At 69.2% G+C, this 21,221-nt stretch carries 16 protein-coding genes and 2 pseudogenes; 7 read left to right on the top strand and 11 right to left on the bottom strand.

The features are described from left to right. The 4 genes from AADR41_RS10870 (at position 1) to AADR41_RS10855 (ending at position 7,499) form a co-directional block, all read left to right on the top strand. Positions 1-1,914, top strand: a complete 1,914-nt coding sequence (locus AADR41_RS10870) for a dipeptide/oligopeptide/nickel ABC transporter permease/ATP-binding protein (protein WP_342281134.1) — start codon at positions 1-3, stop codon at positions 1,912-1,914. Continuing rightward, positions 1,911-2,888: an ABC transporter ATP-binding protein gene (locus tag AADR41_RS10865; protein WP_342281133.1), complete on the top strand. Its 978-nt coding sequence runs from the start codon at positions 1,911-1,913 to the stop codon at positions 2,886-2,888. Before AADR41_RS10870 ends, AADR41_RS10865 begins: the two co-directional genes overlap by 4 nt. Further along, positions 2,885-6,208, top strand: a complete 3,324-nt coding sequence (locus tag AADR41_RS10860) for a serine hydrolase (RefSeq protein WP_342281132.1) — start codon at positions 2,885-2,887, stop codon at positions 6,206-6,208. The genes AADR41_RS10865 and AADR41_RS10860 overlap by 4 nt, the downstream gene beginning before the upstream one ends. A gap of 491 nt (positions 6,209-6,699) precedes the next feature. Continuing rightward, a protein-coding gene (locus AADR41_RS10855) for an IS5 family transposase (RefSeq protein WP_342281162.1) occupies positions 6,700-7,499 on the top strand; the annotation gives its coding sequence in 2 pieces (ribosomal slippage) (positions 6,700-7,039 and positions 7,039-7,499; 801 coding nt in all). A 31-nt stretch (positions 7,500-7,530) separates the two neighbouring features. On the opposite strand, the gene AADR41_RS10850 is transcribed toward AADR41_RS10855, so the two are convergent. The 9 genes from AADR41_RS10850 to AADR41_RS10810 form a co-directional block, all read right to left on the bottom strand. Further along, entirely contained in the window at positions 7,531-7,848 is a 318-nt protein-coding gene (locus tag AADR41_RS10850; RefSeq protein ID WP_342281161.1) for an ankyrin repeat domain-containing protein, read from the bottom strand. A 145-nt stretch (positions 7,849-7,993) separates the two neighbouring features. Further along, positions 7,994-8,488, bottom strand: a complete 495-nt coding sequence (locus AADR41_RS10845) for a hypothetical protein (protein WP_342281131.1) — start codon at positions 8,486-8,488, stop codon at positions 7,994-7,996. Positions 8,489-8,767: 279 nt separating this feature from the next. Then, a complete protein-coding gene (locus AADR41_RS10840; RefSeq protein WP_342281130.1) occupies positions 8,768-10,348 on the bottom strand; it encodes an ABC transporter ATP-binding protein in 1,581 nt (526 codons plus the stop codon). Then, complete coding sequence (locus AADR41_RS10835; RefSeq protein ID WP_342281129.1) at positions 10,345-11,970, bottom strand: ABC transporter ATP-binding protein; 1,626 nt, start codon at positions 11,968-11,970, stop codon at positions 10,345-10,347. The genes AADR41_RS10840 and AADR41_RS10835 overlap by 4 nt, the downstream gene beginning before the upstream one ends. Continuing rightward, entirely contained in the window at positions 11,960-12,814 is an 855-nt protein-coding gene (locus tag AADR41_RS10830; RefSeq protein ID WP_342281128.1) for an ABC transporter ATP-binding protein, read from the bottom strand. Before AADR41_RS10830 ends, AADR41_RS10835 begins: the two co-directional genes overlap by 11 nt. Next, the gene (locus tag AADR41_RS10825; RefSeq protein WP_342281126.1) at positions 12,811-13,890 is read right to left on the bottom strand and encodes a FecCD family ABC transporter permease; all 1,080 of its coding nucleotides are present in this window, start codon (positions 13,888-13,890) and stop codon (positions 12,811-12,813) included. The genes AADR41_RS10830 and AADR41_RS10825 overlap by 4 nt, the downstream gene beginning before the upstream one ends. Further along, a complete protein-coding gene (locus AADR41_RS10820; protein WP_342281125.1) occupies positions 13,887-14,939 on the bottom strand; it encodes a FecCD family ABC transporter permease in 1,053 nt (350 codons plus the stop codon). Before AADR41_RS10820 ends, AADR41_RS10825 begins: the two co-directional genes overlap by 4 nt. A gap of 63 nt (positions 14,940-15,002) precedes the next feature. Further along, complete coding sequence (locus tag AADR41_RS10815; protein WP_342281124.1) at positions 15,003-16,070, bottom strand: ABC transporter substrate-binding protein; 1,068 nt, start codon at positions 16,068-16,070, stop codon at positions 15,003-15,005. 120 nt (positions 16,071-16,190) lie between these two features. Next, the gene (locus tag AADR41_RS10810; protein ID WP_342281123.1) at positions 16,191-17,030 is read right to left on the bottom strand and encodes a siderophore-interacting protein; all 840 of its coding nucleotides are present in this window, start codon (positions 17,028-17,030) and stop codon (positions 16,191-16,193) included. A 133-nt stretch (positions 17,031-17,163) separates the two neighbouring features. Here AADR41_RS10810 and AADR41_RS10805 point away from each other — a divergent pair, with 133 nt between their 5' ends. Beyond that, complete coding sequence (locus AADR41_RS10805) at positions 17,164-18,780, top strand: AraC family transcriptional regulator (RefSeq protein WP_342281122.1); 1,617 nt, start codon at positions 17,164-17,166, stop codon at positions 18,778-18,780. 219 nt (positions 18,781-18,999) lie between these two features. Next, positions 19,000-19,197: a hypothetical protein gene (locus AADR41_RS10800; protein WP_342281121.1), complete on the top strand. Its 198-nt coding sequence runs from the start codon at positions 19,000-19,002 to the stop codon at positions 19,195-19,197. 10 nt (positions 19,198-19,207) lie between these two features. On the opposite strand, the gene AADR41_RS10795 is transcribed toward AADR41_RS10800, so the two are convergent. Continuing rightward, entirely contained in the window at positions 19,208-19,468 is a 261-nt protein-coding gene (locus AADR41_RS10795; protein WP_342281120.1) for a hypothetical protein, read from the bottom strand. A gap of 40 nt (positions 19,469-19,508) precedes the next feature. Further along, positions 19,509-19,910 (bottom strand): annotated as a pseudogene (locus AADR41_RS42835) (cupin domain-containing protein); the annotation flags it as partial. Positions 19,911-20,164: 254 nt separating this feature from the next. Here AADR41_RS42835 and ku point away from each other — a divergent pair. Further along, positions 20,165-20,844, top strand: a pseudogene (gene ku, locus AADR41_RS10790) (non-homologous end joining protein Ku); the annotation flags it as partial. Positions 20,845-21,221 lie beyond the last annotated feature (377 nt).

Below are 21,221 nucleotides of genomic sequence, written 5' to 3'. Positions count from 1 at the left end.
ATGGCGAAACGGCGCGGAACGCAGTGGCTCGCGGCCCTGCGCACTCCCTTGGGCGGGTTCGCGGCCGCCCTGCTCCTGCTGGTGTTCACGGTCGCGGTGCTGGGCCCGATCCTGTGGCAGGACGCGGCTTCGGCGGTCGACACGAACGCGATCGGCCAGGGGCCGTCTGCGCGACATTGGGTCGGCACCGACGAACTGGGTCGCGACATTTTCTACCGGGTGCTGGTGGCGACCCGGCTTTCGGTGCTGCTGGCGCTGGTCGCCATGATGATCGGCGTAGCGACGGGACTCGTGCTGGGCATGCTGCCGACGGTGCTGCCGCGCCCGCTCGGCAGGCTGCTGGCGTCGGCGGTGAACATCGCGGTCGCGTTCCCCGGGCTGCTGCTGGTGCTGTTCTTCGCAGTGATCTTCGGCGTGGGCACGCGAGGCTCGGTCATGGCGATCGGATTCGCGCTGGCTCCGCAGTTCGCGCGGCTGACGCAGACCTTGTCCGCGTCGGTTGCCGGCCGGGACTTCGTGCTGGCGGCGCAGGTCGCGGGGGTGGGCCGGATCCGGTTGCTGTTCCGGCACGTCCTGCCGAACATCGGCGAGCCACTGGCGATCAACGCCACTATCGGCGCGGGCGGTGCCCTGCTGGCCTTTTCCGGGCTGTCCTTCCTCGGCATCGGCGTGCAGGCCCCCGACTACGACTGGGGACGGCTGCTCAACGAGGGCCTCAACGGCATTTACGTCAACCCGGCGGCGGCGCTCGCACCCGGCGTCGCGGTGGTCGTCGCGGGGCTCGCGTTCAACCTGTTCGGTGAGACGGTCGCCGGGGTGATCGGCGTCCGGACCCGGCTGCCGCGGCCGGCCCCTCGGCCGGTCCGAAAGTCCGCAGTGGAGCCGGCAGTGGCGAAGGACGACACCGTGCTGGTGGTCGAGAACCTGGAAGTCGCCTTCCCGCAGCCGTCCGGCTGGACGGTGCCGGTGCGCGGCGTGAGCTTCACCGTGCGGGCGGGTGAGGCGATCGGTGTCGTCGGCGAATCGGGTTCGGGCAAGAGCTTGACCGGACTCGCGGTTTCGAGGCTGATCGAAGCGCCTGGCTCAGTGACCGCCGACCGGCTGGAATTCGCCGGTACGCCGGTGCTCACCACGCCGGAACGCGAACTGCGGCCGCTGCTCGGCACGTCGCTGGCGATGGTGTTCCAGGACCCGATGACGTCGTTCAACCCGGCCCGCCGGATCGGCAAGCAGCTCGCGGAGGTTTCCGAACAGCACCAAGGGCTTTCGCGGACCCAGGCGCTCGCGCGGGCGGTCAACCGGCTGCGCGCCGTGCGCATCCCGGCGGCGCAGCGGCGCGCGCAGCAGTACCCGCACGAGTTCTCCGGCGGCATGCGCCAGCGCGCGATGATCGGCATGGGCCTGATGGGCGACCCTAGGCTGATCATCGCGGACGAGCCGACGACGGCACTGGACGTGACCGTGCAGCGGCAGCTGCTCCGGTTGCTGGCGCATACGCGCGCCGAACGGGACACCGCGATCATCCTGATCAGCCACGACATCGCGGTCGTTTCCCAGACGTGCGAGCGGATCCTTGTGATGTACGCCGGGCGGATAGTGGAGGACCTGCCTGCCGCCGGTCCGCAGATCCGGCCGCAGCACCCGTACACGCGGGCGCTGCTGGCCACGACGCTCGACCTGGACGCCGACCCGGACGCGCCGCTCGCGGTGATCCCGGGCCGTCCTCCGGAACCGCACCGGATGCCGGCCGGCTGCGCGTTCGCGAACCGCTGCCCGGTGGCGACGGACCAGTGCCGCACGGAGGACCCGGAACTGACCGTGTTCGCGCCGGAGCATCGGGTGGCGTGCTGGCATCCGGATGGGGCGATACCGGAAGCAGTGAGTGCCGTCGTCGTGGCGGGAGGCGCGGAATGAGCGAGCTGATTTTCGACTCCGTCAGCGTGCGGTACGGCGGACGGCGCGGACTGACCGCGGTGGACGGGGTTTCCCTCACCGTTCCCACGGGCAAGGTCGTCGGCCTGGTCGGCGAGTCCGGTTCGGGCAAATCGACGCTCGCTCGGGCAGCGGTCGGGTTGTCGCCGGTGAGCGCGGGCCGGGTGCTGCTCGGTGGAGTGGATGTGCGGAAGCTGCCGCGCCGCCGCCCGCTGCAGATGGTGTTCCAGGATCCGTATTCGTCGCTCAACCCGAGAATGACCATCGGCGAGTCGATCACCGAAGCGATGCCGCGGGACAGCAAGGCGGCTCGGCGGGCGGAAGTGGCGCGGCTGCTGGAACTGGTGAATCTTGATCCGGACCGCGCCGGGCAGCTGCCCGGGGAGATGTCCGGCGGGCAGCGGCAGCGCGTGGCGCTCGCCCGCGCGCTCGCCGGGCGGCCGCAGGCGCTGATCGCCGACGAGATCACCTCCGCGCTGGACGTTTCGGTGCAGGGCGCGGTGCTCAATCTGGTGCGGTCGGTGCAGCGGCAGCTCGACCTGTCGATGCTGTTCATCTCGCACAACCTCGCCGTCGTGCGCCATCTCAGCGACATCGTCGCGGTGATGTACCTCGGCCGGATCGTCGAGGCCGGCCCGGCGGAGCAGGTGCTCACCGATCCGCAGCATCCCTACACCCGAGACCTGCTCGACGCCGCCCCGTCGGCGCACAAGTCGCTGTTCGACCTTGAGCCGAGCGCGACCGTGGACGCCGATCCGCCGGACCCGCACTACCCGCCCGCCGGATGCCGGTACCACCCGCGCTGCCCGGTCGGCCCGCTCGTGCGCACCGACCGCGACATCTGTCTTCGCGCCGATCCGGCCAAGGACGCCGCATCCCGACGACACGCCGCGGCCTGCCACTTCAGCGAATCCGAGGGCCACGAGCCCGTGATCTCCAGAGGAGCCAGCGTATGACCCGCCGTCTCGGCATCGAAGACCTGTACAGCCTCGCCGTGCCCAGCCAGCCCGCGCTTTCGCCGGACGGCAGCCGGATCGCCTACGTGCTCAGGACCGCGGACCGGGAGGAGGACCGCAACCTCGACGCGCTCTGGATGGTGGCCACGAAGTCGGGCGAGGCCCGGCAGCTCACCCGTGGAAACGCTGACGCAGCACCGAAGTGGGCTCCGGACGGCGCCCGGCTCGCGTTCCTGCGCGCCCAGGACGGTCCGCCGCAGGTGTGGTTCCTCCCGGCGGCCGGCGGTGAAGCCGAGCAGGTCACCACGCTCCCGCTCGGCGCGGGCGCACCGGTGTGGAGCCCGGACGGCAGCAAGATCGCCTTCTGCGCGGCGACCGATCTCGCCGCGACCGTCGAGGCCCCCGCGGCGAACGCGCCGATCGTGGCCGAGCGGTTGAACTACAAGTCCGACGGTCCCGGCCTGCTGAAGACTCTTCGCAGCCACCTGCACGTCCTCGACGTCGCCACTGGCGAAGTCCGGCAGCTCACCTTCGGCGACTGGCACGCGGGCGAACCCGCGTGGTCGCCCGACGGCACGCACGTGGCGTTCACCGCGGCACAGGACGACGATGCCGACCTCACCTTCCGGTCCGCCTCTTACATCCTCGACGTCACCGAGCGAAGCTCCGAACCAAGGCTGGTCGGTTCCGCCGAGGGCATGGCGGGCACCGTCGGCTGGACGGCCGACGGCACGGCGCTGCTGGTGGTCGGCCGCACCGACACGGCCACCGGACACCTCGGCCTGATGCGCGTCCCGCTGGACTGCGGCGATCCGGTCAACCTGGCCGCTTCACTCGACCGCAACGTGGTGCCCGGCGGCCCCGGTTATCCGGGCGTGCTGCCGCAGCTCACCGCGGCGGGCGATGTCGTGTTGTTCGCGATCCGCGACCGCGGGTGCAGCCATCTGTACGAAGCGGACTTGGCCGGTGGGGAGCCGCGCCCGGTGCTGACCGGCACCGACAACGTGGTGTCCGGAATGAGCCTGGTCGGCGACCAGGCGGCCATCGTGCTGGCCACGGCCGATTCGTTTGGCGAGATCGCGGTGCTCGACCGCGCCACGGGTTCGCTCGACGTGCGCACACAGCACGGTGCGGCAGTGTCCGAAGCGGAACTGTTCTCCGGTGAGGCGCGGGAGTTCACCATCAGCGACGGCACGGTCGTGCAAGGCTGGCTCATCCGCGACCCCGAGCGCACTGGCGCGCAACCGCTGCTGATCGACATCCACGGCGGTCCGCACAACGCCTGGAACGGTGCCGCGGACTCCATTCACCTCTACCACCAGGCGCTTGCCGAGCGCGGCTGGGCGGTGCTGCTGCTCAACCCGCGTGCCAGCGACGGCTACGGCGAAGCGTTCTACACCGCCACGGTCGGCGCGTGGGGCCACGCGGACGCCGCGGATTTCCTGGAGCCGATCGACCAGCTCGTCGCCGAGGGCCTCGCCGACCCGGACCGGCTCGCCGTCACCGGGTACAGCTACGGCGGCTTCATGACCTGCTACCTGACGAGCCGGGACGACCGCTTCGCCGCCGCCGTCGCCGGTGGTGTGGTCAGCGATCTGACCAGCTTGGCCGGGACCTCCGACGGCGGACATGTCCTGGCGGTCAACGAGCTCTCCGGCGTCTCGACGAGCAACTACGAGAAGTCGTCCCCGCACTCTCAGGTCGATCAGGTCCGCACGCCGACGCTGATTCTGCAGGGCGCCGAGGACATCCGGTGCCCGATCGGGCAGGCGGAGCAGTGGTTCACCGCGCTGCGCGAACGCGATGTGCCGTCGCGGCTGGTGCTGTACCCCGGCGGCGCGCATCTGTTCCTTTTGAACGGTCCGCCATCGCACCGCGTCGACTACAACCGGCGCGTCGTCGAGTGGGTCGAGCAGTACGCGGGTGCGGTCGGCGGGGTTTCGCGGGTGCCGATCGATGCCGCGCACTGGAGCCGTCGGCTGGCGGAGCTGGCGCGCAAGCATCGCGTTCCCGGTGCGTCGCTGGGGATTCTGCGCGTCGAGACCGGCGAGGAGGTGCTCGCGACCCACGGCGTGCTGAGCACGACCACCGGAGTCGAAGTCACCGAGGACTCACTGTTCCAGATCGGCTCGATTTCCAAGGTATGGACGTCCACGGTGGTGATGCAGCTGGTCGACGAGGATCTGCTCGACCTCGACGCGCCGATCACCGACGTGCTGCCCGAACTGCGGCTGGCCAGTCCCGAGGTGGCCAAGCGGGTCACCATGCGGCACCTGCTGACCCACACCAGCGGCATCGACGGCGACATCTTCACCGACACCGGCCGAGGCGACGACTGTGTCGAGAAGTATGTGGACCTGCTGGAGGGCGCCGCGCAGAATCACCCGCTCGGCGTCACGTTCTCGTACTGCAACTCGGGTTTCGTCCTCATGGGACGGGTGATCGAGAAACTCACCGGGAAGACCTGGGACGCCGCCATGCGGGACAATCTGTTCGCTCCGCTCGGGCTCACGCACACAGTCACGCTGCCGGAAGAGGCGTTGCTGTTCCGCGCCGCGGTCGGCCACATCGCCCTGGACGACGCCGATCCGGAGCCGGCGTCGACCTGGCAGTTGCCGCGCTCTGCCGGTCCGGCCGGCCTGATCACTGCCCGGAGCGCGGACGTGCTCGCGTTCGCCCGACTGCACCTCACCGGCGGTCTGACCGCGGACGGCTCGCGGATCCTGTCGCAAGAATCGGCCGCGGCGATGGCGGAGAAGCAGGCTGAGGTGCCGAACCCGCACGCCCTCGGCGATTCGTGGGGCCTCGGTTGGATCCGCGACGACTGGAACCGCCGCCGCGTGATCGGCCACGACGGCAACACGATCGGCCAGTCCGCGTTCCTGCGGCTGCTGCCGGACCAGGGCCTCGCGGTCACGCTGCTGACGAATGGCGGGCACGCGCGCGACCTGTATGTGGAGCTGTACCAGGAAATCTTCGCCGAACTCGCCGACGTGGCCATGCCGCGCCCGCTCGAACCGCCGGCGACCCCGGTCACGGTGGACGCGAGCCGGCACCTCGGCGTTTACGAACGGGCCGGCGTCCATGCCGAGGTGTCGGAGGGCCCGAACGGGTTGCGCCTGGTGCACACCACCACCGGCGCACTGGCGGAACTCATGCCGAAGAAAACACAGGAGTTCGACCTGGTGCCGATCTCGGACACGCTGTTCCTGTACCGCGAACCGGGCGGGAAGTTCTGGACGCCGGTGATGTTCTACACACTGCCGACGGGAGAGCCGTACGTGCACTACGGGGTGCGAGCCACTCCGAAGGTGTCCTGAACCTGAATAGAGGGGCGGCTGCGGATGCGGTCGCCCCTCTATTCGAGTTCAGGACGCCTTGTCAATCAACGCGAAAACGTTTTCGCTGCACGGTCCGTGACTCAGCGTCAGGCCTGAGTTCCGCAGAAGTCTCTGCGGTCTAGGTCACGAATCTGTGGGTTGACCTGCGAAAACGTATGCGAGAGCGCCGCCGGGGCGTGTGCCTAGGCGGTCGTGTTGTGCCTGGTCATGCGGGTGGGGCGGCTTCGAGGACCCGGGGTGACGGGGAGACCCCGAGCGCAGTCAGGATCCTCTGTTGAGGCTTGGTGATCTCGGTGCACTGGCGGAATGTGCCGGCTGGTCCGGTGCACGTGCAGGCGCTCAAGCTGGAGGCGAAGGTTGGACCAGGTGTCGTTGCAGGTGGTCTCGATGATGCGGTCAGCAGCAGGGCCAGCCAGCACAGCAGTAAGAATTCATCTCATTTGGTTGGGTAGGCTTCGGTTGTGGTCTGGATTGTTGAGCGGCTGGTGCCGGACGAGTTGTGGGAGTTGTTCCAGCGCGTGGTGCCGGAGGCGCCGTCGCGGCCTCAGGGTGGTGGTCGGCGTCGGCATGGTGATCGTGAGGTGCTGGCTGCGATTGTGTTCGTTGCGACGTCGGGCTGCACGTGGCAGCGGCTGCCCGCGGCGTCGTTCGGGCCGTCTGGTGCGACGGCCCACCGCAGGTTCGCCGAGTGGACGAAGGCCCGGGTGTGGGCCAGGCTGCACCGCCTGGTCCTCGATGAACTGGGCTCCCGCGGCGACCTGGACTGGTCGAGATGTGCGATCGACTCGGTGAACATGCGGGCCCTGAAAAGGGGGACCTGACGGGTCCGAATCCTGTCGACCGGGGCAAGCACGGGTCAAAGATCCATCTGATCACCGAGCGGGCCGGTCTGCCTCTATCGGTCGGAATCTCCGGTGCCAACGTCCACGACAGCCAGGCCCTGGTCCCGCTCGTGAAGGGCATACCACCCATCAGATCCCGGCGGGGCCCACGTCGGCGCAGGCCCGGCAAGCTCCACGCCGACAAGGGCTACGACTACCGCCACCTGCGGCAATGGCCGGCACAGCGAGGCATCCGGCCCCGCATCGCCCGCAAGGGAGTCGAGTCCTCGCAGTGGCTCGGGCGACACCGCTGGACCATGGAACGGACCATGGCCTGGCTCGCCGGCTGCCGCCGACTCCACCGCCGCTACGAACACAAGGCCGATCACTTCCTCGCCTGCACCAGCATCGCCTGCACCCTCATCTGCTACCGCAGACTCGCCAAATGAGATGACTTCTTAAGCAACCAGAGACCGTCTTTCAAAGACCGATCTTGATGTCCCCACGGGTGAGCCAGGCTTCGAAGAGAGCGTCAGCAAGCCAGTGCCTGTTGACGAAGGCCAGATGGTGGGCTGACACTCCGGTCCCGCCGTGTGAACGACGTGTGGGATCTGCACCTTGAGACAGCAGGAAGCACGTGGCATCCACATGGAGGGGCTCCCCGGTCTGGACGTGTCCGTCGATCTCTCCTTCGACGGCCCGGTGCATGTACTCCTCGTGGATGTCAGCTCCTGCCGCCAAGAGGTCGCGCAGTTCCTCCAGCCGGTCCTGTTCGACAGCCAGGTGCGTCGGTGGCATCTCCACTACTGCACCTCCCCGTCAGCGGAGATCATCTCAGGTCATGGCCTTGGAACGAGATGAGAGTAACCCGGCCACTTCCGCGGACCTGCCGCGCTCTCAGGCCGAGGAACCTGGGGAATTACGTGAACTTACCCCTGGGGAATTACGCGATCGTCCACACCGGGCAATCAGAATGCGGCGGCATCATCCTGTCACCCTTTCGTGGCTCGCAGGACGGTGCCGTGCAGGGCACGGCGGTCGCCGGACATCGCGTAGCGGCGGGCGGCGAGGTCGTCGACGACAGCGCGGCGACGGTCGGGTCCGCCAGCGGATCGGCGGGGGCGGGGCGGATGTCGCGGATGGCCTGACGGACCACCGCGCGCACGGTGGGCTCGTCGAGGGCCTTCAAGCCGCTTCGGGCGAGCGCGGTGAGGCGGCGGGTGATCAGCTCCGCGACGTCGCCGGAACGGGCGGAGACGGCGATCAGAGCGCGCTGGGAGAGGCCGTAGTCGAGCGCGGTCGCGGCGGCCGGGCCGGTGTCTCGCGTGCGAGACAGCTCTGTGCAGGAAGCCGGGCCGGTCGCCGGGCCGGTCGCCGGGCCGGTCGCCGGGCCGGTCGCCGGGCCGGTCGCTCGCGGCCCGATACTCTCGGGCGTCATGGCCTCCGCCGGAAAGTCTCTGCCCTTCCCGGAAGTCTCTGCCCTGGGGCCCGTCTTCAAAGGTCGGGTCCAGTGGGGTGTCGGGCCCCGGTGCGGGTTGGGGTGTGGGTTGGGGTGTGGAAACAGGGCTGGTCAGGGGTGTTTCGCCTGGTCGGCATGGGTGGGGGCGGTGGCTTCGTGTGGTGCGGTGGCGGGGTTCGGTGAGGTGGTCCGGGCGGTCGGCCGGGGCCGGACCGGGTGAGTTTCGGTGCGCTGGCCGGCGTACCGGTTCTCGTCGCGTCATGCACGGGGCGTACGCCCATGAAGGGTGATGACGTCCGTGGCGTCCCAGACTTCGGTATTGCGGTGGGTGACCGCGATGATCGTGCTGGGCAGCTGCCGCAGCGTATGCACGATGCGTTGTTCTGTCGCCGTGTCGAGTGCCGCTGTTGCTTCATCGAGGATGAGGATCGGTGCGTTCTTCAGGAGTGCGCGGGCGAGGGCGACGCGTTGGCGTTCCCCGCCGGAGAGTGCGTTTCCGCGGTGTCCGACATGCTGGTGGATGCCGTGCGGAGACCGGGTGACGACGGTGTCCAACTGTGCCTTCCGGGCGGCTTCGACGAGATCGTCGTCGGTGGCCGCGGGGTTGCCGAGCCGGATGTTCTCCGCGAGAGTGCCGTCGAACACGATCGGCTCTTGAGGCACGTAGGCGATGTGTGCGGCGAGGTCTTCGTGGCGCAGCTCCGTCAGGGCGACTCCGCCCAGTGTCACGCGCCCCATTTCGGGGTCGTCGAAGCGCATGAGCACGTTGAGCAGGGTGCTCTTGCCGCTTCCTGTCGGACCGGTGATGAGCACTCGTGCCCCTTCGGGGACGACGGCGGAGATGTCGCGGAGCACGGGCGGGTGCGAGATGTTCACGAGTTCCAGTTCGTGGCCGTTCCGCGGGGCGCTCCGCGATGGTTCCGCCAGAGCGGGCGGGGTGGCCACGCTGCGGTACTGCTGGAGCGTGGTGCGCAGGTCGTTCACTGTGAGGCCGGCGAGAGCGAGTGCGTCCAGCGGTGCCGCGGCCCGTCCGGTCAGGATGACGAGTGCGAGCGCCGATGCGGGATCGTCGATTCCCGTGGCCGCGAGGAGTACGACGAGGCCGGCGAGCGGAAGGACGCCGGCGAGGCCGGAGACGAAGGTCGCCGGTGCGGAGGCGTTGTTCGTGCGCGCGAGTGCGGCTTCCTGGGCCTGCCAGGTTGCCGTGAGGCGTGCGACGGCTTGTTCGGGGCCTGCGGTCGTCCGCAGCAGTTCGAGATGATCGATGAACTCCAGCGACGCCGCGGCGGCAGCGTGCTCGGCGTCGCCCCGGCCGGCGTCCGCGCGGGCCAGGGCCCGTTGGGCGATGCTCTGCGCGACGAAGGCGAGTGCCAGGAGCGCACCCACGAGCAGCGTCGCGGACGGCCCGCCGACGATTCCGATGCCGACGAGCAGCAGCAGGGGAATCAGTGGCGAAAGGATGAACGTCTGGAGCTGATGAGCGGGCACGCTCATCAGCGTCGGGATCGCGCGTCCGGCGACGGTCCCGATCAGTGCACGGTTGGTCTCCGTGAACCAGGAGAGTTTGGCCCGCGCGAACGCGGTACCGAGCGCGTCGTAGAGGTCGCCCGCGAGCCGAGCCCCGGTGAGATATCCGCTGCGTGAGACCAGCACCGTGATCGCGACGGCTGCCCCCGCTGCGCCGAGCACCGGTCCGGGCGGTTGTCTGTTCGCGATCGCCCATGCGAGTGCCGTGTACGCGGCCGCTTCTGCGACAGCGACGAGCACCCATCCCAGTGAGATCAGGAGCAGTCGGCGCTTCGCCGTGGCAGGAAGTGCCTGGGGGGCGGGCGTGGTCATCGTATGGCTCCGGTCGTCGTGAGGTGCCCGTCGGCGAGCGTGAGCTGTTCGTCCGCGGTCGCGGCGAGCTGAAGGTCGTGCGTGACGATGATCAGCGTCTTTCCCCCGTCGGCGAGAAGGCGCAGTTCTGCCATGAACCGGGCGGCCGTTCGCTCGTCGAGTGCGCTGGTCGGTTCGTCCAGGAGGATGACGGGCGCGTCGGTGAGGAAGGCCCGCGCCAGTCCGACGCGTTGTCTTTCGCCGCCGGAGAGGTTCGTCGTCTCCGCCTCGGGCGGGATGCCGAGCTGGGCCCGCCGGAGCCCCTCGGCCAGGTCCCGGTCGGCAGTGTTCGGGGCGGAGAGGCGGAGGGTGTCGCGGACCGTCCCGGGCAGCACGTCGCCGCCTTGCGGGACGAGGAGAACCGGTCCGGATGACGAGTGGGCATGTGACCGCGCGGCCGGAGCGGCCGGGAAGACGATGCTCCCTGCCGTGGCTGGCTCAAGTCCGGCGATGACGCGAAGGAGCGTCGTCTTGCCGCTTCCGCTGGGTCCGGTGACGGTGGTGATCGTCGACGGCTCAAACGCATGGGTCACGTCGTGGACGAGGACGCGTTCCGCGTTTTTGACCGTGAGGCCGGCCAGGGTCGTTCCCGTGGTGTTCTCCCCTTCGTCGGCTCGGCGCGAGGAGGGCGTGACGGCGGGTTCCCGGAGTACCTCGGCGATGCGGTCCGCGGCGGCGCGGCCCGCGCGGACATAGTCGAGCCCGTGGCCGAGGCGCAGCGCCGGGGTGACGACGGCCAGACCGAACAGCAGCATCGTGGCGAGCGTTCCAGTGTCCTGGGCGTGGCCGACGGCGTAGGCGATCGCATAGGTCGCGGCGGCTTGGAGCAACGCTCCTGCGACGGCGGCGAGTGTTGCGACCCGTCCCACCCAGCGGACCATTCCCGTGGTGAAGCGGTGGGTTGCCGCCGCGTAGCCGGCCGCGGCCCCGCCCTGGGCTCCGTAGGTGCGGCAGACGTGGATTCCGCGGGCGTAGTCGTCGACCGCAGTGACGATGTCGTTCATCACCCGGGCGCTCTCGGCTCCGTGGCGTGCGGAGGTTCGTGGGACGACAAGCAGGTAGTAGCAGGCGGCGAGCAGCCCTGGGACGAGGGCGAGCAGCGCGGCGGGGCCCGCGACGGCGAGGAGGACGATCACACTCGCCACGGGCACGATCGCGAGTGTCGTGCTCTCGGCCGGCAGGTGAGCGACCGCGTGGTGCAGTGCCGCGATGTCGTCGGAGACGAGGCGGCGCAGTGCGTCGCCGCCGCGTCTGGCCAGAGCACTCATCGGCATCCGGGCCAGGTGTTCCGCCACTTCGCGTCGCAGGCGCTCCGCGAAGCGCGCTTCGCCGCGGTGAGCCGTCCACGAGGACATGGCCGAGAGCAGGCCGCTGGTGATCCATGCCGCACAGGCCCACATCGCATACGTGGGTGTCGGGTCGGTGAGGAGCCGTGTCGTGGACCAGAGCGCGCCGAGGCCGCAGAGCCCGGCCGTCGCTGCGGTGAACGAGGCGACGCCGAGCAACGGGAGGCTGGGGAGCAGCGCACGCGCGAGGGGCGAGCGGCCGGCCGGCGGCGAGTGGGGTGCGTGTTCAGGCGTCATCGATGTTCTCCTGGCGGGTGGTGCGGTCGCGGCCGATCGGAACGACCTGGGGTGTGCCGGCGACGGGATCGGCGACGACGAGGCATCGGAGCCCGAAGACGTCCTCGACCAGGTCCGTGGTGACGATCCGGGAGGGCGGTCCCTCGGCGACGACGGCGCCGTCCTTCATCGCGATCATGTGTGTCGCGTACCGCGCCGCCTGGTTGAGGTCGTGGAGTACCGCGACGAGGGTTCGGCCGGCCAGGTGCAGGTCGGTGAACAGTTCGAGCAGTTCGATCTGATGGGTCAGGTCGAGGAAGGTCGTCGGTTCGTCGAGGAGGAGGATGTCCGTCTGCTGGGCGAGCGCCATCGCCACCCAGACCCGCTGGCGTTGTCCGCCCGAGAGCTCGTCGACCGGACGCGCGGACAGTTCCGTGACGCCGGTCGCGGCCATCGCTTCCGCGACGATTTGTTCGTCGGTGCCGGTCCATTGGCGGATGAGCTTCTGGTACGGGTGGCGTCCGCGGGCGACGAGGTCGGCGACGCGGATGCCGTCGGGGGCGAGCGAGGACTGTGGGAGGAGCCCGAGGTGTCGCGCGACCTCCTTGGCCTTGTAGGTGTGGATGTCCTGGCCGTCGAGAACGATCTGCCCGTTCGCGGGCCGCAGGAGCCGGGAGAGTCCGCGCAGCAGTGTGGACTTCCCGCACGCGTTCGGGCCGACGACGACAGTGAACGAGCCGTCGGGAATCGCCACGGACAGCTGCGTGTTGACGGGGCGTTTGTCGTATCCGATCGTCGCGTTCTCGGCGCGGAGCCGGGAACGGGTCGATGTGTTCGCGTACATCTCGGTGTCGGAACGGGTCATGTGTTTCGTCTCGTTTCGCGGATCAGCAGCCAGATCAGGTGAAGCCCGCCCAGGCAGACGGTGATCAGGCCGACGGGCACGGGCCGGTACGCCTGCGCGATCGCCAGCGACGACGCGTGTGCGAGGGTGAGGAGGGCGGCCCCCGTGAAGGCGGCGGAGGCGATCGTCACCCCCGGGGTGCGGGTCAGGCGCCGTGCGAGCTGCGGTGCACAGAGGGCGACGAATCCGATCGGTCCGGCCGCGGCGGTCACCAATGCGGTCGTGGCGACGCCCGTGATCAAGAGCACCGGGCGGGCGCGGGGGACGCTGACTCCTTGTGCGAGGGCTGCGTCGTCGCCCAGCTCCAACTGCCGCAGCGCCGGGGCGAGGGCGGTGACGCATCCGAGGATGAGCGTCCCGCCGATCAGGGAGGGGACGAGCGCGGCCCATCCCACGCGGCTCAGTGAGCCCGCTCCCCAGAAGCCGACGCTCATGGCGTCGTTGATGTCGGCGCGGGTGATGAGGTACGAGTTGATCGATCCGAGCATGGCCGAGAGGGCGATGCCGACGATGATCAGTCGGAACCCCTGCACACCTTGCCGGTAGGCGAGCAGGTAGACCACGCCCGCGGTGAGAAGACCGCCGGCGATCGCTGCCGCGGCCACCGGCCAGTGGTGGTGTGAGCCGAGAAGCAGGATCGTGATGACGACACCCGTATAGGAGCCGGCGTCGAAGCCGATCACGTCCGGTGACCCGAGGGGGTTGCGGGTCAGGGACTGGAAGATCGCCCCGCCGATGCCCAGCAGCGCGCCGAACAGGACGGCGCCGATCGCCATTGGCAGACGCCATTCGGTCACGATCAGCCGGTGGAAATCGTCGCCCTGTCCGGTGAGCGCCCGCACGACCTGGAGGGGGGTGAGCGGATAGTCGCCGAAGCCGAGGGACAGCACCGCGATGCCGATGGCGACTGCCGCCAGGACCGCGTTGACCGCAAGGGTTCGGATGCCGAAGCGTGCCGCGACGAGGCCGCCGATGCGGAGGTTGACATGCCGGTAGCCGAAATCGACTGTTCCGGGCTGAAGTGTGGAGCGGTTCACAGTCCGGTCGCCTTCCTGCGGCGCACGAGCGCGATGAGTACGGGGGCGCCGATCAGGGCCGTCAGCACGCCCGCTTCGATCTCCCCGGGGCGGGCGACGAGGCGCCCGATCACATCGGCGGCGAGGACGAGGGTCGGCGAGGCCAGGGCGGTGCAGGCGATGATCCACCGCTGATCCGGTCCGGTGAACCAGCGCACGACGTGCGGAACCATCAGCCCGATGAACGCGATTCCTCCGGTGATCGCCGTGGCCCCACCCGCGAGCAGCGTGACCGCGGCGATCCCGGCGACGCGCGTGCGGGTGACGCTCGCGCCCAGCGATGCGGCCTGATCGTCGCCCAGGGCGACGGCGTTCAACGCTCCGCCCAGGCAGAACGCGATCACCAGCCCGACGGCGATGAACGGGAGCACGGAGAGCACGTCGGAAATCGAGGTGCGGGCGATCGATCCGAGGCCCCACTTCTTGAAGGCCCGGAAGGTCTCTTCGTCCATGAGCATCAGGAATGTCGAGAACGCTGTGAGCACCGCGGTCAGGGCCACACCGGCGAGCACGAGCGTGACCGGTGAGGCGGAGCCCCGCCCGGAGGAGCCGATGGCGTACACGACCGCTGTTGCGGCGACCGCGCCGAGGAAGGAGAACCACACGTACCCGGTGATGCCCGACACCCCGAACAGGCCCACGCCGATCGTGATCGCGAACCCCGCACCCGCGTTCACGCCCAGGATTCCCGGGTCGGCGAGCGGGTTCCGGGTGATCGCCTGGATCAGTGCTCCCGCAACTCCGAAAGCGAGGCCCGAGACGATGCCGACGAGGGTGCGGGGCACCCGCAGCGTCCATACGATCGAGGCCGCCTCGGACCCGTCGGGATGGAACACGTTCTGCCATACGTCCCGGAGCGGGACCGGATTCGCTCCGAAGCTCACGCTCAGTGCCGTCACGCAGACAAGCACGAACGTCAGCGTCACCAGTCCGAGCATCCTCCGAGCTTGCGGGAGTTGCTCCGTGCGTCTCTCCTCCAGCAGACGAGGTTGCGACGCGTCCGTGGTCATGGCTCTCCTCGGTCAGGCGTGTGCGGGGCGCGGCAATCCGCACGCCCCGTACATGTGGGGGTGTCAGAGGGCGTCGGCGATGAGCGGAACGAGGTGTTCGGCCGCCCACTTGTTCCCGATCGGTCCGCCGCTGGTGATCGCCCACAGCAGATCTCCGCCGTCATCGGTCTTCGGGGGCAGCTGCACGAAGTGTCCGGAGGACACGGCGCCGAGGTTCTTGAACAGGCTGCGGCCGGTCAGCTTTCGCATCTCCGCCTCGCTCGCGGCCGCGCTCCGACCGAGCAGCAGCACGTCGGCGTCGGTCTTCGAGAGCAGTTCGTCGCTCACCGTGGCGTCCCGCGCGAACTCCTGCGCGTTCGGGTTCTTCGCGAAGCCCAGCTCGCCCAGGAACGTCTCCGGTGCGGAATCGGGCCGCGACAGGTACTGGAGCCCGTTGGCCGCACCGTAGTAGATCGCCCATGTCGCCGTGATTCCTTCGAATTCCGGGTGCCTCTTGCGCACCGTCGCGAAGTACGTCTTGTTGCCGTCGATGACGCTCTTCGCGGTGTCGGCGAGGTCGAGTGCCTCTCCGAGCACACGAATCGAGTCCTGCCACGGGAGGAGCAGCTGCGACGAGGTGTCCGGGCTGGTCACGACCGGGGCGATGGTCGCCAGCCGGTCGTAGTGGTCGGCGAGTTTCACTCCGCCGAGGCCGTTCGTCCACCCGACGGCGACAATGAGGTCCGGGCGGCTTGCGGCGACCGCTTCCACCGGCACCTCTTCGCCCATCGCGAACTCGAATGTCTCGATGTCGTCCGCGCCGTGCTCGCCGAGGTACCCGCCCTCGTTGACGAGACTGGAGCTGAGCACGGGCTTCACGCCGAGCGACAGAAGCAGTTCCGTGTCGATCGCGTTCGGTACGACCGCCGCGATCCGTTCAGGACGCTTCTTCAGAACGGTCTTACCGAAGGGCGATTCCAGGGTCAGCGGGTAGGAGGTGTGCCCCTCGGCGGCCGGCATCAGGCTCGCCCCGTCGCCGGTCGTCGACGTCTCCCGGGGCGATGCCGTGGACGAGCATCCTGTCAGTGCGAGAGCAGCGGCCAGTGCTGTGCCGATCAAGCCTGTGATGCCGCGGCGTCGTGTGAGGTTCATGAGTGCCGTTCTTGTGTTTCTCGGGGTGGGTGAACAGGACTGCCCGGACAGCCGGCGAGGGCATGCCGGGGTGTGCGGTGGCAGGAAAGGCGGCCGCCGGTGTCAGGACGTCAGAGTTGGTCAGAGCCGGTGGGAGCGGACGCCGTCCGCGGGCTCGCGTTTCCAGTAGCCCGTGAAGTCGATCGCGGACTTGGGCATGCGGCGTTCGCGGACGAGATGCCGGCGGATCTCCTGGACCGCCGACTGCTCGCCGGCCAGCCACGCGAACCATTCCCCTTCCTCCCAGGCCATTTCGCGAATGGCCTCCAGCAGCCCATCGGGATGCGACGGAGCGAACGGGTCCCGGGGGAGCCAGGTGACGTCGATCCCTGCGGGACCGTGCAGTTCCTGGGCGTGCGAGGCGTGCTCGACGTCGATGAGCACGCGCCCGCGGGTGTCGTCGGGAAGTTCTTCCATCAGACGCGCGATCGCGGGAATCGCCGTGTCGTCGCCCGCGATCAGCAGCCGGTCCGCGCCGATCGGGATTCCTCGTGTCCTGGCAGGACCGGCGATATGCATCCGGTCCCCCGGAGCCACTGCACGAGCCCAGTTCGATGCGACCCCGTCACCGTGGAGAACGATGTCGACATCCAGTTCACGTCGGCGCGGGTCATGGCGGCGCACCGTGTAGGCCCGGGCGATCGGCCGGCGCCCCTCCGCGAACGTCACCCGTCCATCCTCGACGAGAGGGAGGACGGGCTCGTTCTCACCCGGGTACGGGAACAACAGCCGGATGTCGTCGTCGAAACCCGGCGACGTGAACGTCGGCCACTCGGTCCGGTCCGCAGAGGTGAACGCCCCCAGCTGGTCGCCGGTCAAGGTCACGCGCCGCATTCCTGCCGTGGCGTCGACGATCCGGGCGACGACCAGTTCTCGCAGGGCCACAGGGAGCACGGTCAGCGGGCGCGCGGGTACAGACACGGAAGAACTCCTCGAAGCGGGACGTGGCCTGGAGAGCGGGCGTCAGATCGCCACAGCGACCACGCAGGTAAGGCTAGCCTTACTATTTGGCCGATTGTTATCCTGACGTGCATGATTCATGGACTGACGGAACATGGTTGACGTGGTCGCGCACCATCAGTTCCTGATCGATCCGGCCTCGGGGATTCCGGCCGCACGGGCGACCTCGCCCGGAAACGCACGCGAGCCGTCCCTGCTCTGGATGTACGCGGGCGCCGCCCGCGTACAGACGGCAACGGAACAGCATCGCCTCACGACGGGCCAGGGCATCTGGATACCCGCCGGCGTCCCCTACGAGGTCGACGTCGAGGCCGGTTCCCTCGCGGTCCCGGTCTTCCCGGCCGCGCGTTCCCGGTCGACCGTGATCGACCGCCCTCTCCGCGTCGATTTCCCGGGCAGCTGGTCGGACTGGCTCATGTATCAGTTCGCCCGAAGCCTCGGCTACCTGCGCGGAGCTGCGGACGACAGCGGATTGCTCGACCTCGTCGCCAACGCGCACCCGGCAGACCCGGCGCACGGCGACCGCGGTCCGCTGCCTGCCCCACCGCTGCCCACATCGCCCGAAGCCCTCACCGTCGCGCGGACACTGCTCCAGAATCCGAGCCATGGCGCGGGAATCGACGAACTGGCGCAGTCGGTCGGCGTCAGCGTCCGAACACTGCAGCAGCAGTTCCGGAACGAGACGGGACTGCCCTTCGCGCGGTGGCGCACCACCGCGCGGGTCGCCGCCGCGGCGAGCTACCTCGACCTCGGCCACGACATCGGCTGGACCGGCAGGCAGGTCGGGTTCTCGACTCCTGCCGGATTCACGAAGGCATTCCACGCGTACGCCGGAGTCGCACCCGGCGAGTACAGGAGACAGCGTCGCGGCGGACCGACCGGGACCCGGCCGTTCCCGAGCCCTCTCGAAACGCGGATCGACGTCCACACGAACGGAGCGGCGGACGGAGCGGCGGACGCGAAGCCGCCGTCGATACCGGCGTCGCGGACCTGGAACCGGATCAACGATTTCCATGTGCTCGTCTGGGCCTACCGTGGCACTGCGCAGCTCGTCGTCGGGGGCCGGAGACACCGGCTGCGGCGAGGCGATGCCATCTGGCTCCCGGCAGGAGTGCCCAACAGCATGACGCTCCCGCGCGGTGCGCTCCTGCTGCCACTCGGCTCCCGTCCGGGGCCATCGCCGGCCCTGCCGGCAGACGTCCTCGTCCAGAGCCTTCCCCCGCAGGCCGAGGGCCGTCTCCTGCACACGGTCGTCGCCAACTACAGCTTCATCCGCCCCGAGGGGCACGACCCCAACGACATCACGCGGCGCTTTCTCGAACTCTTCTCCGCACCGCGTCTTCCCACAGCCGACGGAGGGTCAGTCGCTGCCGCCGTCGGCCGGATCATCGAGGAGATCCGGCGCGAACCGGCGAGCCGACGCACGCTCGTCCAGTGGGGCGCGGAACTCGGCGTGGACGCCAGGACGCTCGGTCACGACTTCATCGACGCGACCGGTCGGACCTATGTGCAGTGGCGAGCACAGCTCCGCATGACCCTCGCCCGCCAATACCTCGAAGAACGCATGACGGTCGGCCAAGCCGCACGGAAGCTCGGCTACACGGACGCTTCCGCCCTCACGCGAGTGTTCACACGCGCCCACGGGATGTCACCACGCGAGTACCAACGGAACGGCTGGCAGCACACCGAAGAAGAACTCATCCTCCGTTAGACGCATACCTGCCTGCGGCAGCGGCCTCGCGCAGTACGCGCCGCGTCGGGACCAGCCGCAGCGGTTCGGCATCGGGCGGCCGTACTTCCTCCAGGGCCGCTCCCGGTGCACGGCGAAGTCCGCGCGCCCGCCGTACCGCCCCCGTTCCTCTGCCGCCGAGTTGCTCCAGCAGCTCGAACCGCCCGGTGATGCCGAACAGGATCGGGGGGTGACCAGCCAGTGACCGTGTTCTGCTGCGGCTTGCTTGGTGACTTGTTCAAGAACTGCTGCCGCGGCGCGTTCTGCGCCGACCCGGGCGGATCGTCCGGTGTACCAACCGCTGATGACGGCTCCGCCGAAGGCGGCCACGCCGGCTATCAGTGCTGCCAGTCCCTGATCCACCTGATCCATTCGGGCATCATGCCGCTCCCCCACTGACACAGCGGCGTCACGTCCAAGACCGCTGAGAACTGGAACGGGAAGGGTATCCGGGGGCCTGGGAGGTGACTTTCAGTGAAAGCGAGGCGAGGCCGGCCAGCTCCTCCACCGTCCAGGACTGCTCGGGGTGGCGGTGGATGGCCCGCAGGGCGGGCCCGAGGGCCCGGTCGAGCGCGGCGGTCAGCCGCCCCGGGCTGCCGCCGGCCCCGTCGGCGTCGGACCAGGCCCGCAGCGCCTTGATGAACAGCAGGTCCAGAAGCCTGGACGCCACGGCTCGCGACCCGGCGCTCGGGTCGGCGCTTGGCCGCCAGCAGCCCGGCGCTGAGCGGCAGCCACTCCAGACCGGGTTCGGCGCCGCGCAGCACGATCACCTCGGGCAGCGACGCGAGGAGCGGGGAGGCCGCGCTCTCCTCAATCAGGAACCGGCCGCTCATCCAGAAGGCGTCCCCCTCCACCGCCCTCAGCCGGTGCGCGGCGCCGGTCGCCGGCAACGCCATGTCCCCCTGCCCGAGCGGCAGTCGGGTTCCGTCGTCGACGACGAGCTCGACCGGTCCTTCTTGGACGAGATGCAGTGCCCGCTCTCCCGCCGTGTGCCGGGCGTAAGTCCCGCCGCTCGCCCGGACCGAGGTCAGCGCCTCGCCGCGCAGGTGAATCATGTCGAGTACGTCGGACAGCGCGTCGACGGATGCGTCGAGCGGGGCGGCCTGCGGCACGACCGGATCACTCGTGCTCTCGTGGCCTCACCTGTCGTGTCGTGCTCTGGCCTCTTCTGCCAGCGATTCAGGTGCGTGGCCATGGGGTGGTCGGCGGCGTCGCCGGGCACGCCTGGTGAGCTGGGCGACGGTGATGCTGTCCGGAGCGTCTCAGCCAACTGGCCAAACAGTGGCCATCTGCTCTGAAGATTTGGCCACGAAGCCTGAGACTCTACCCCGGCCCACGCTCTCTAGTAGGGGGCCTGAAGGTATGTATGCCGCGGCCCTTGTGGGCCGGAGCCATTTCCTTTGGCCTGGTCAGCATCCCGATCAAGGGCGTCAGTGCGACCGAGGACCATGCGATCCGCTTCCACCAGGTCCACCTGGAGGACATGGGCCGGGTCCGCACCCGTAAGATCTACTCGGTCGACGACGAAGTCGTGCCGCAGGAGGAGATCGGCAAGGGCTACGAGCTCGCCAAGGACGACGTCGTCGCGGTCACCGACGAAGAGCTCGACGAGATGCCGCTGCCCACCGCGAAGGCCATCAAGATCGTCGCGTTCGTCGACGCCGACAGCATCGACCCGATCCGGATCAGCGACAGCTACTACCTCACAATCGACGGACAGATCGCGGCCCAGCCCTACACCCTGCTCCGCAAGGCACTGGAGCGCTCCGACAAGGTCGTCATCGCCAAATTCGCATGGCACAACCGCGAAAGCGCGAAAGACTGGGGGTGCTCCGGGTACGCGACGACGCGATCGTGCTGCACGCGATGCGGTGGCCCGACGAGATTCGCAGCCCCGAGACCCTCAGACCGAAGGACATCGACCTCGACGAAGAAGAGATCGAACGGGCCGTCCAGCTCACCGACACCATGGCCATCGACGACATCACTGGATTCCGCGACGAGTATCGCGACGCCCTGGAGGAGCTGATCGAGGCGAAGTGCGACATGTCGGCGGTGGTGGCCGTCCGGGGCGCGCCTCTTCGTGGCTCACAGGACGAGTACCAGGGTGACGGCTCCTCGCAGCAGGAGTGCTTCGCCGCCGGAGGTGGTCAGCCGGGCTGTCCAGGGCCGGTCGGCGTCCTCGGAAGCGAGGCCGCTCGCTTTCATCCCAGCCGATCCCGCGAGACCAGCGGCAGGAGAGTCTCCATCGCCTTCTCAGGATCGGCGACAGAGATCGCCAGCCGGCTGAACGGCGCGCCGACGCGGGCGAAGACGATCCTCCAAGCACTCGAAACACCCGCTGATCACTCATCGTGACCGATTCACGGAAGTCGTGCCAGGACCACCTGACATCGACGAAGCCACCAACCGGATCGTGAGGC

The organism is Streptomyces sp. CLV115 (assembly GCF_038448545.1).
Classification (GTDB): Bacteria; Actinomycetota; Actinomycetes; order Streptomycetales; family Streptomycetaceae; genus Streptomyces; species Streptomyces sanglieri.
Note: the sequence above shows the minus strand (reverse complement) of the source record. Positions and strands in the feature narration are given on the sequence as shown.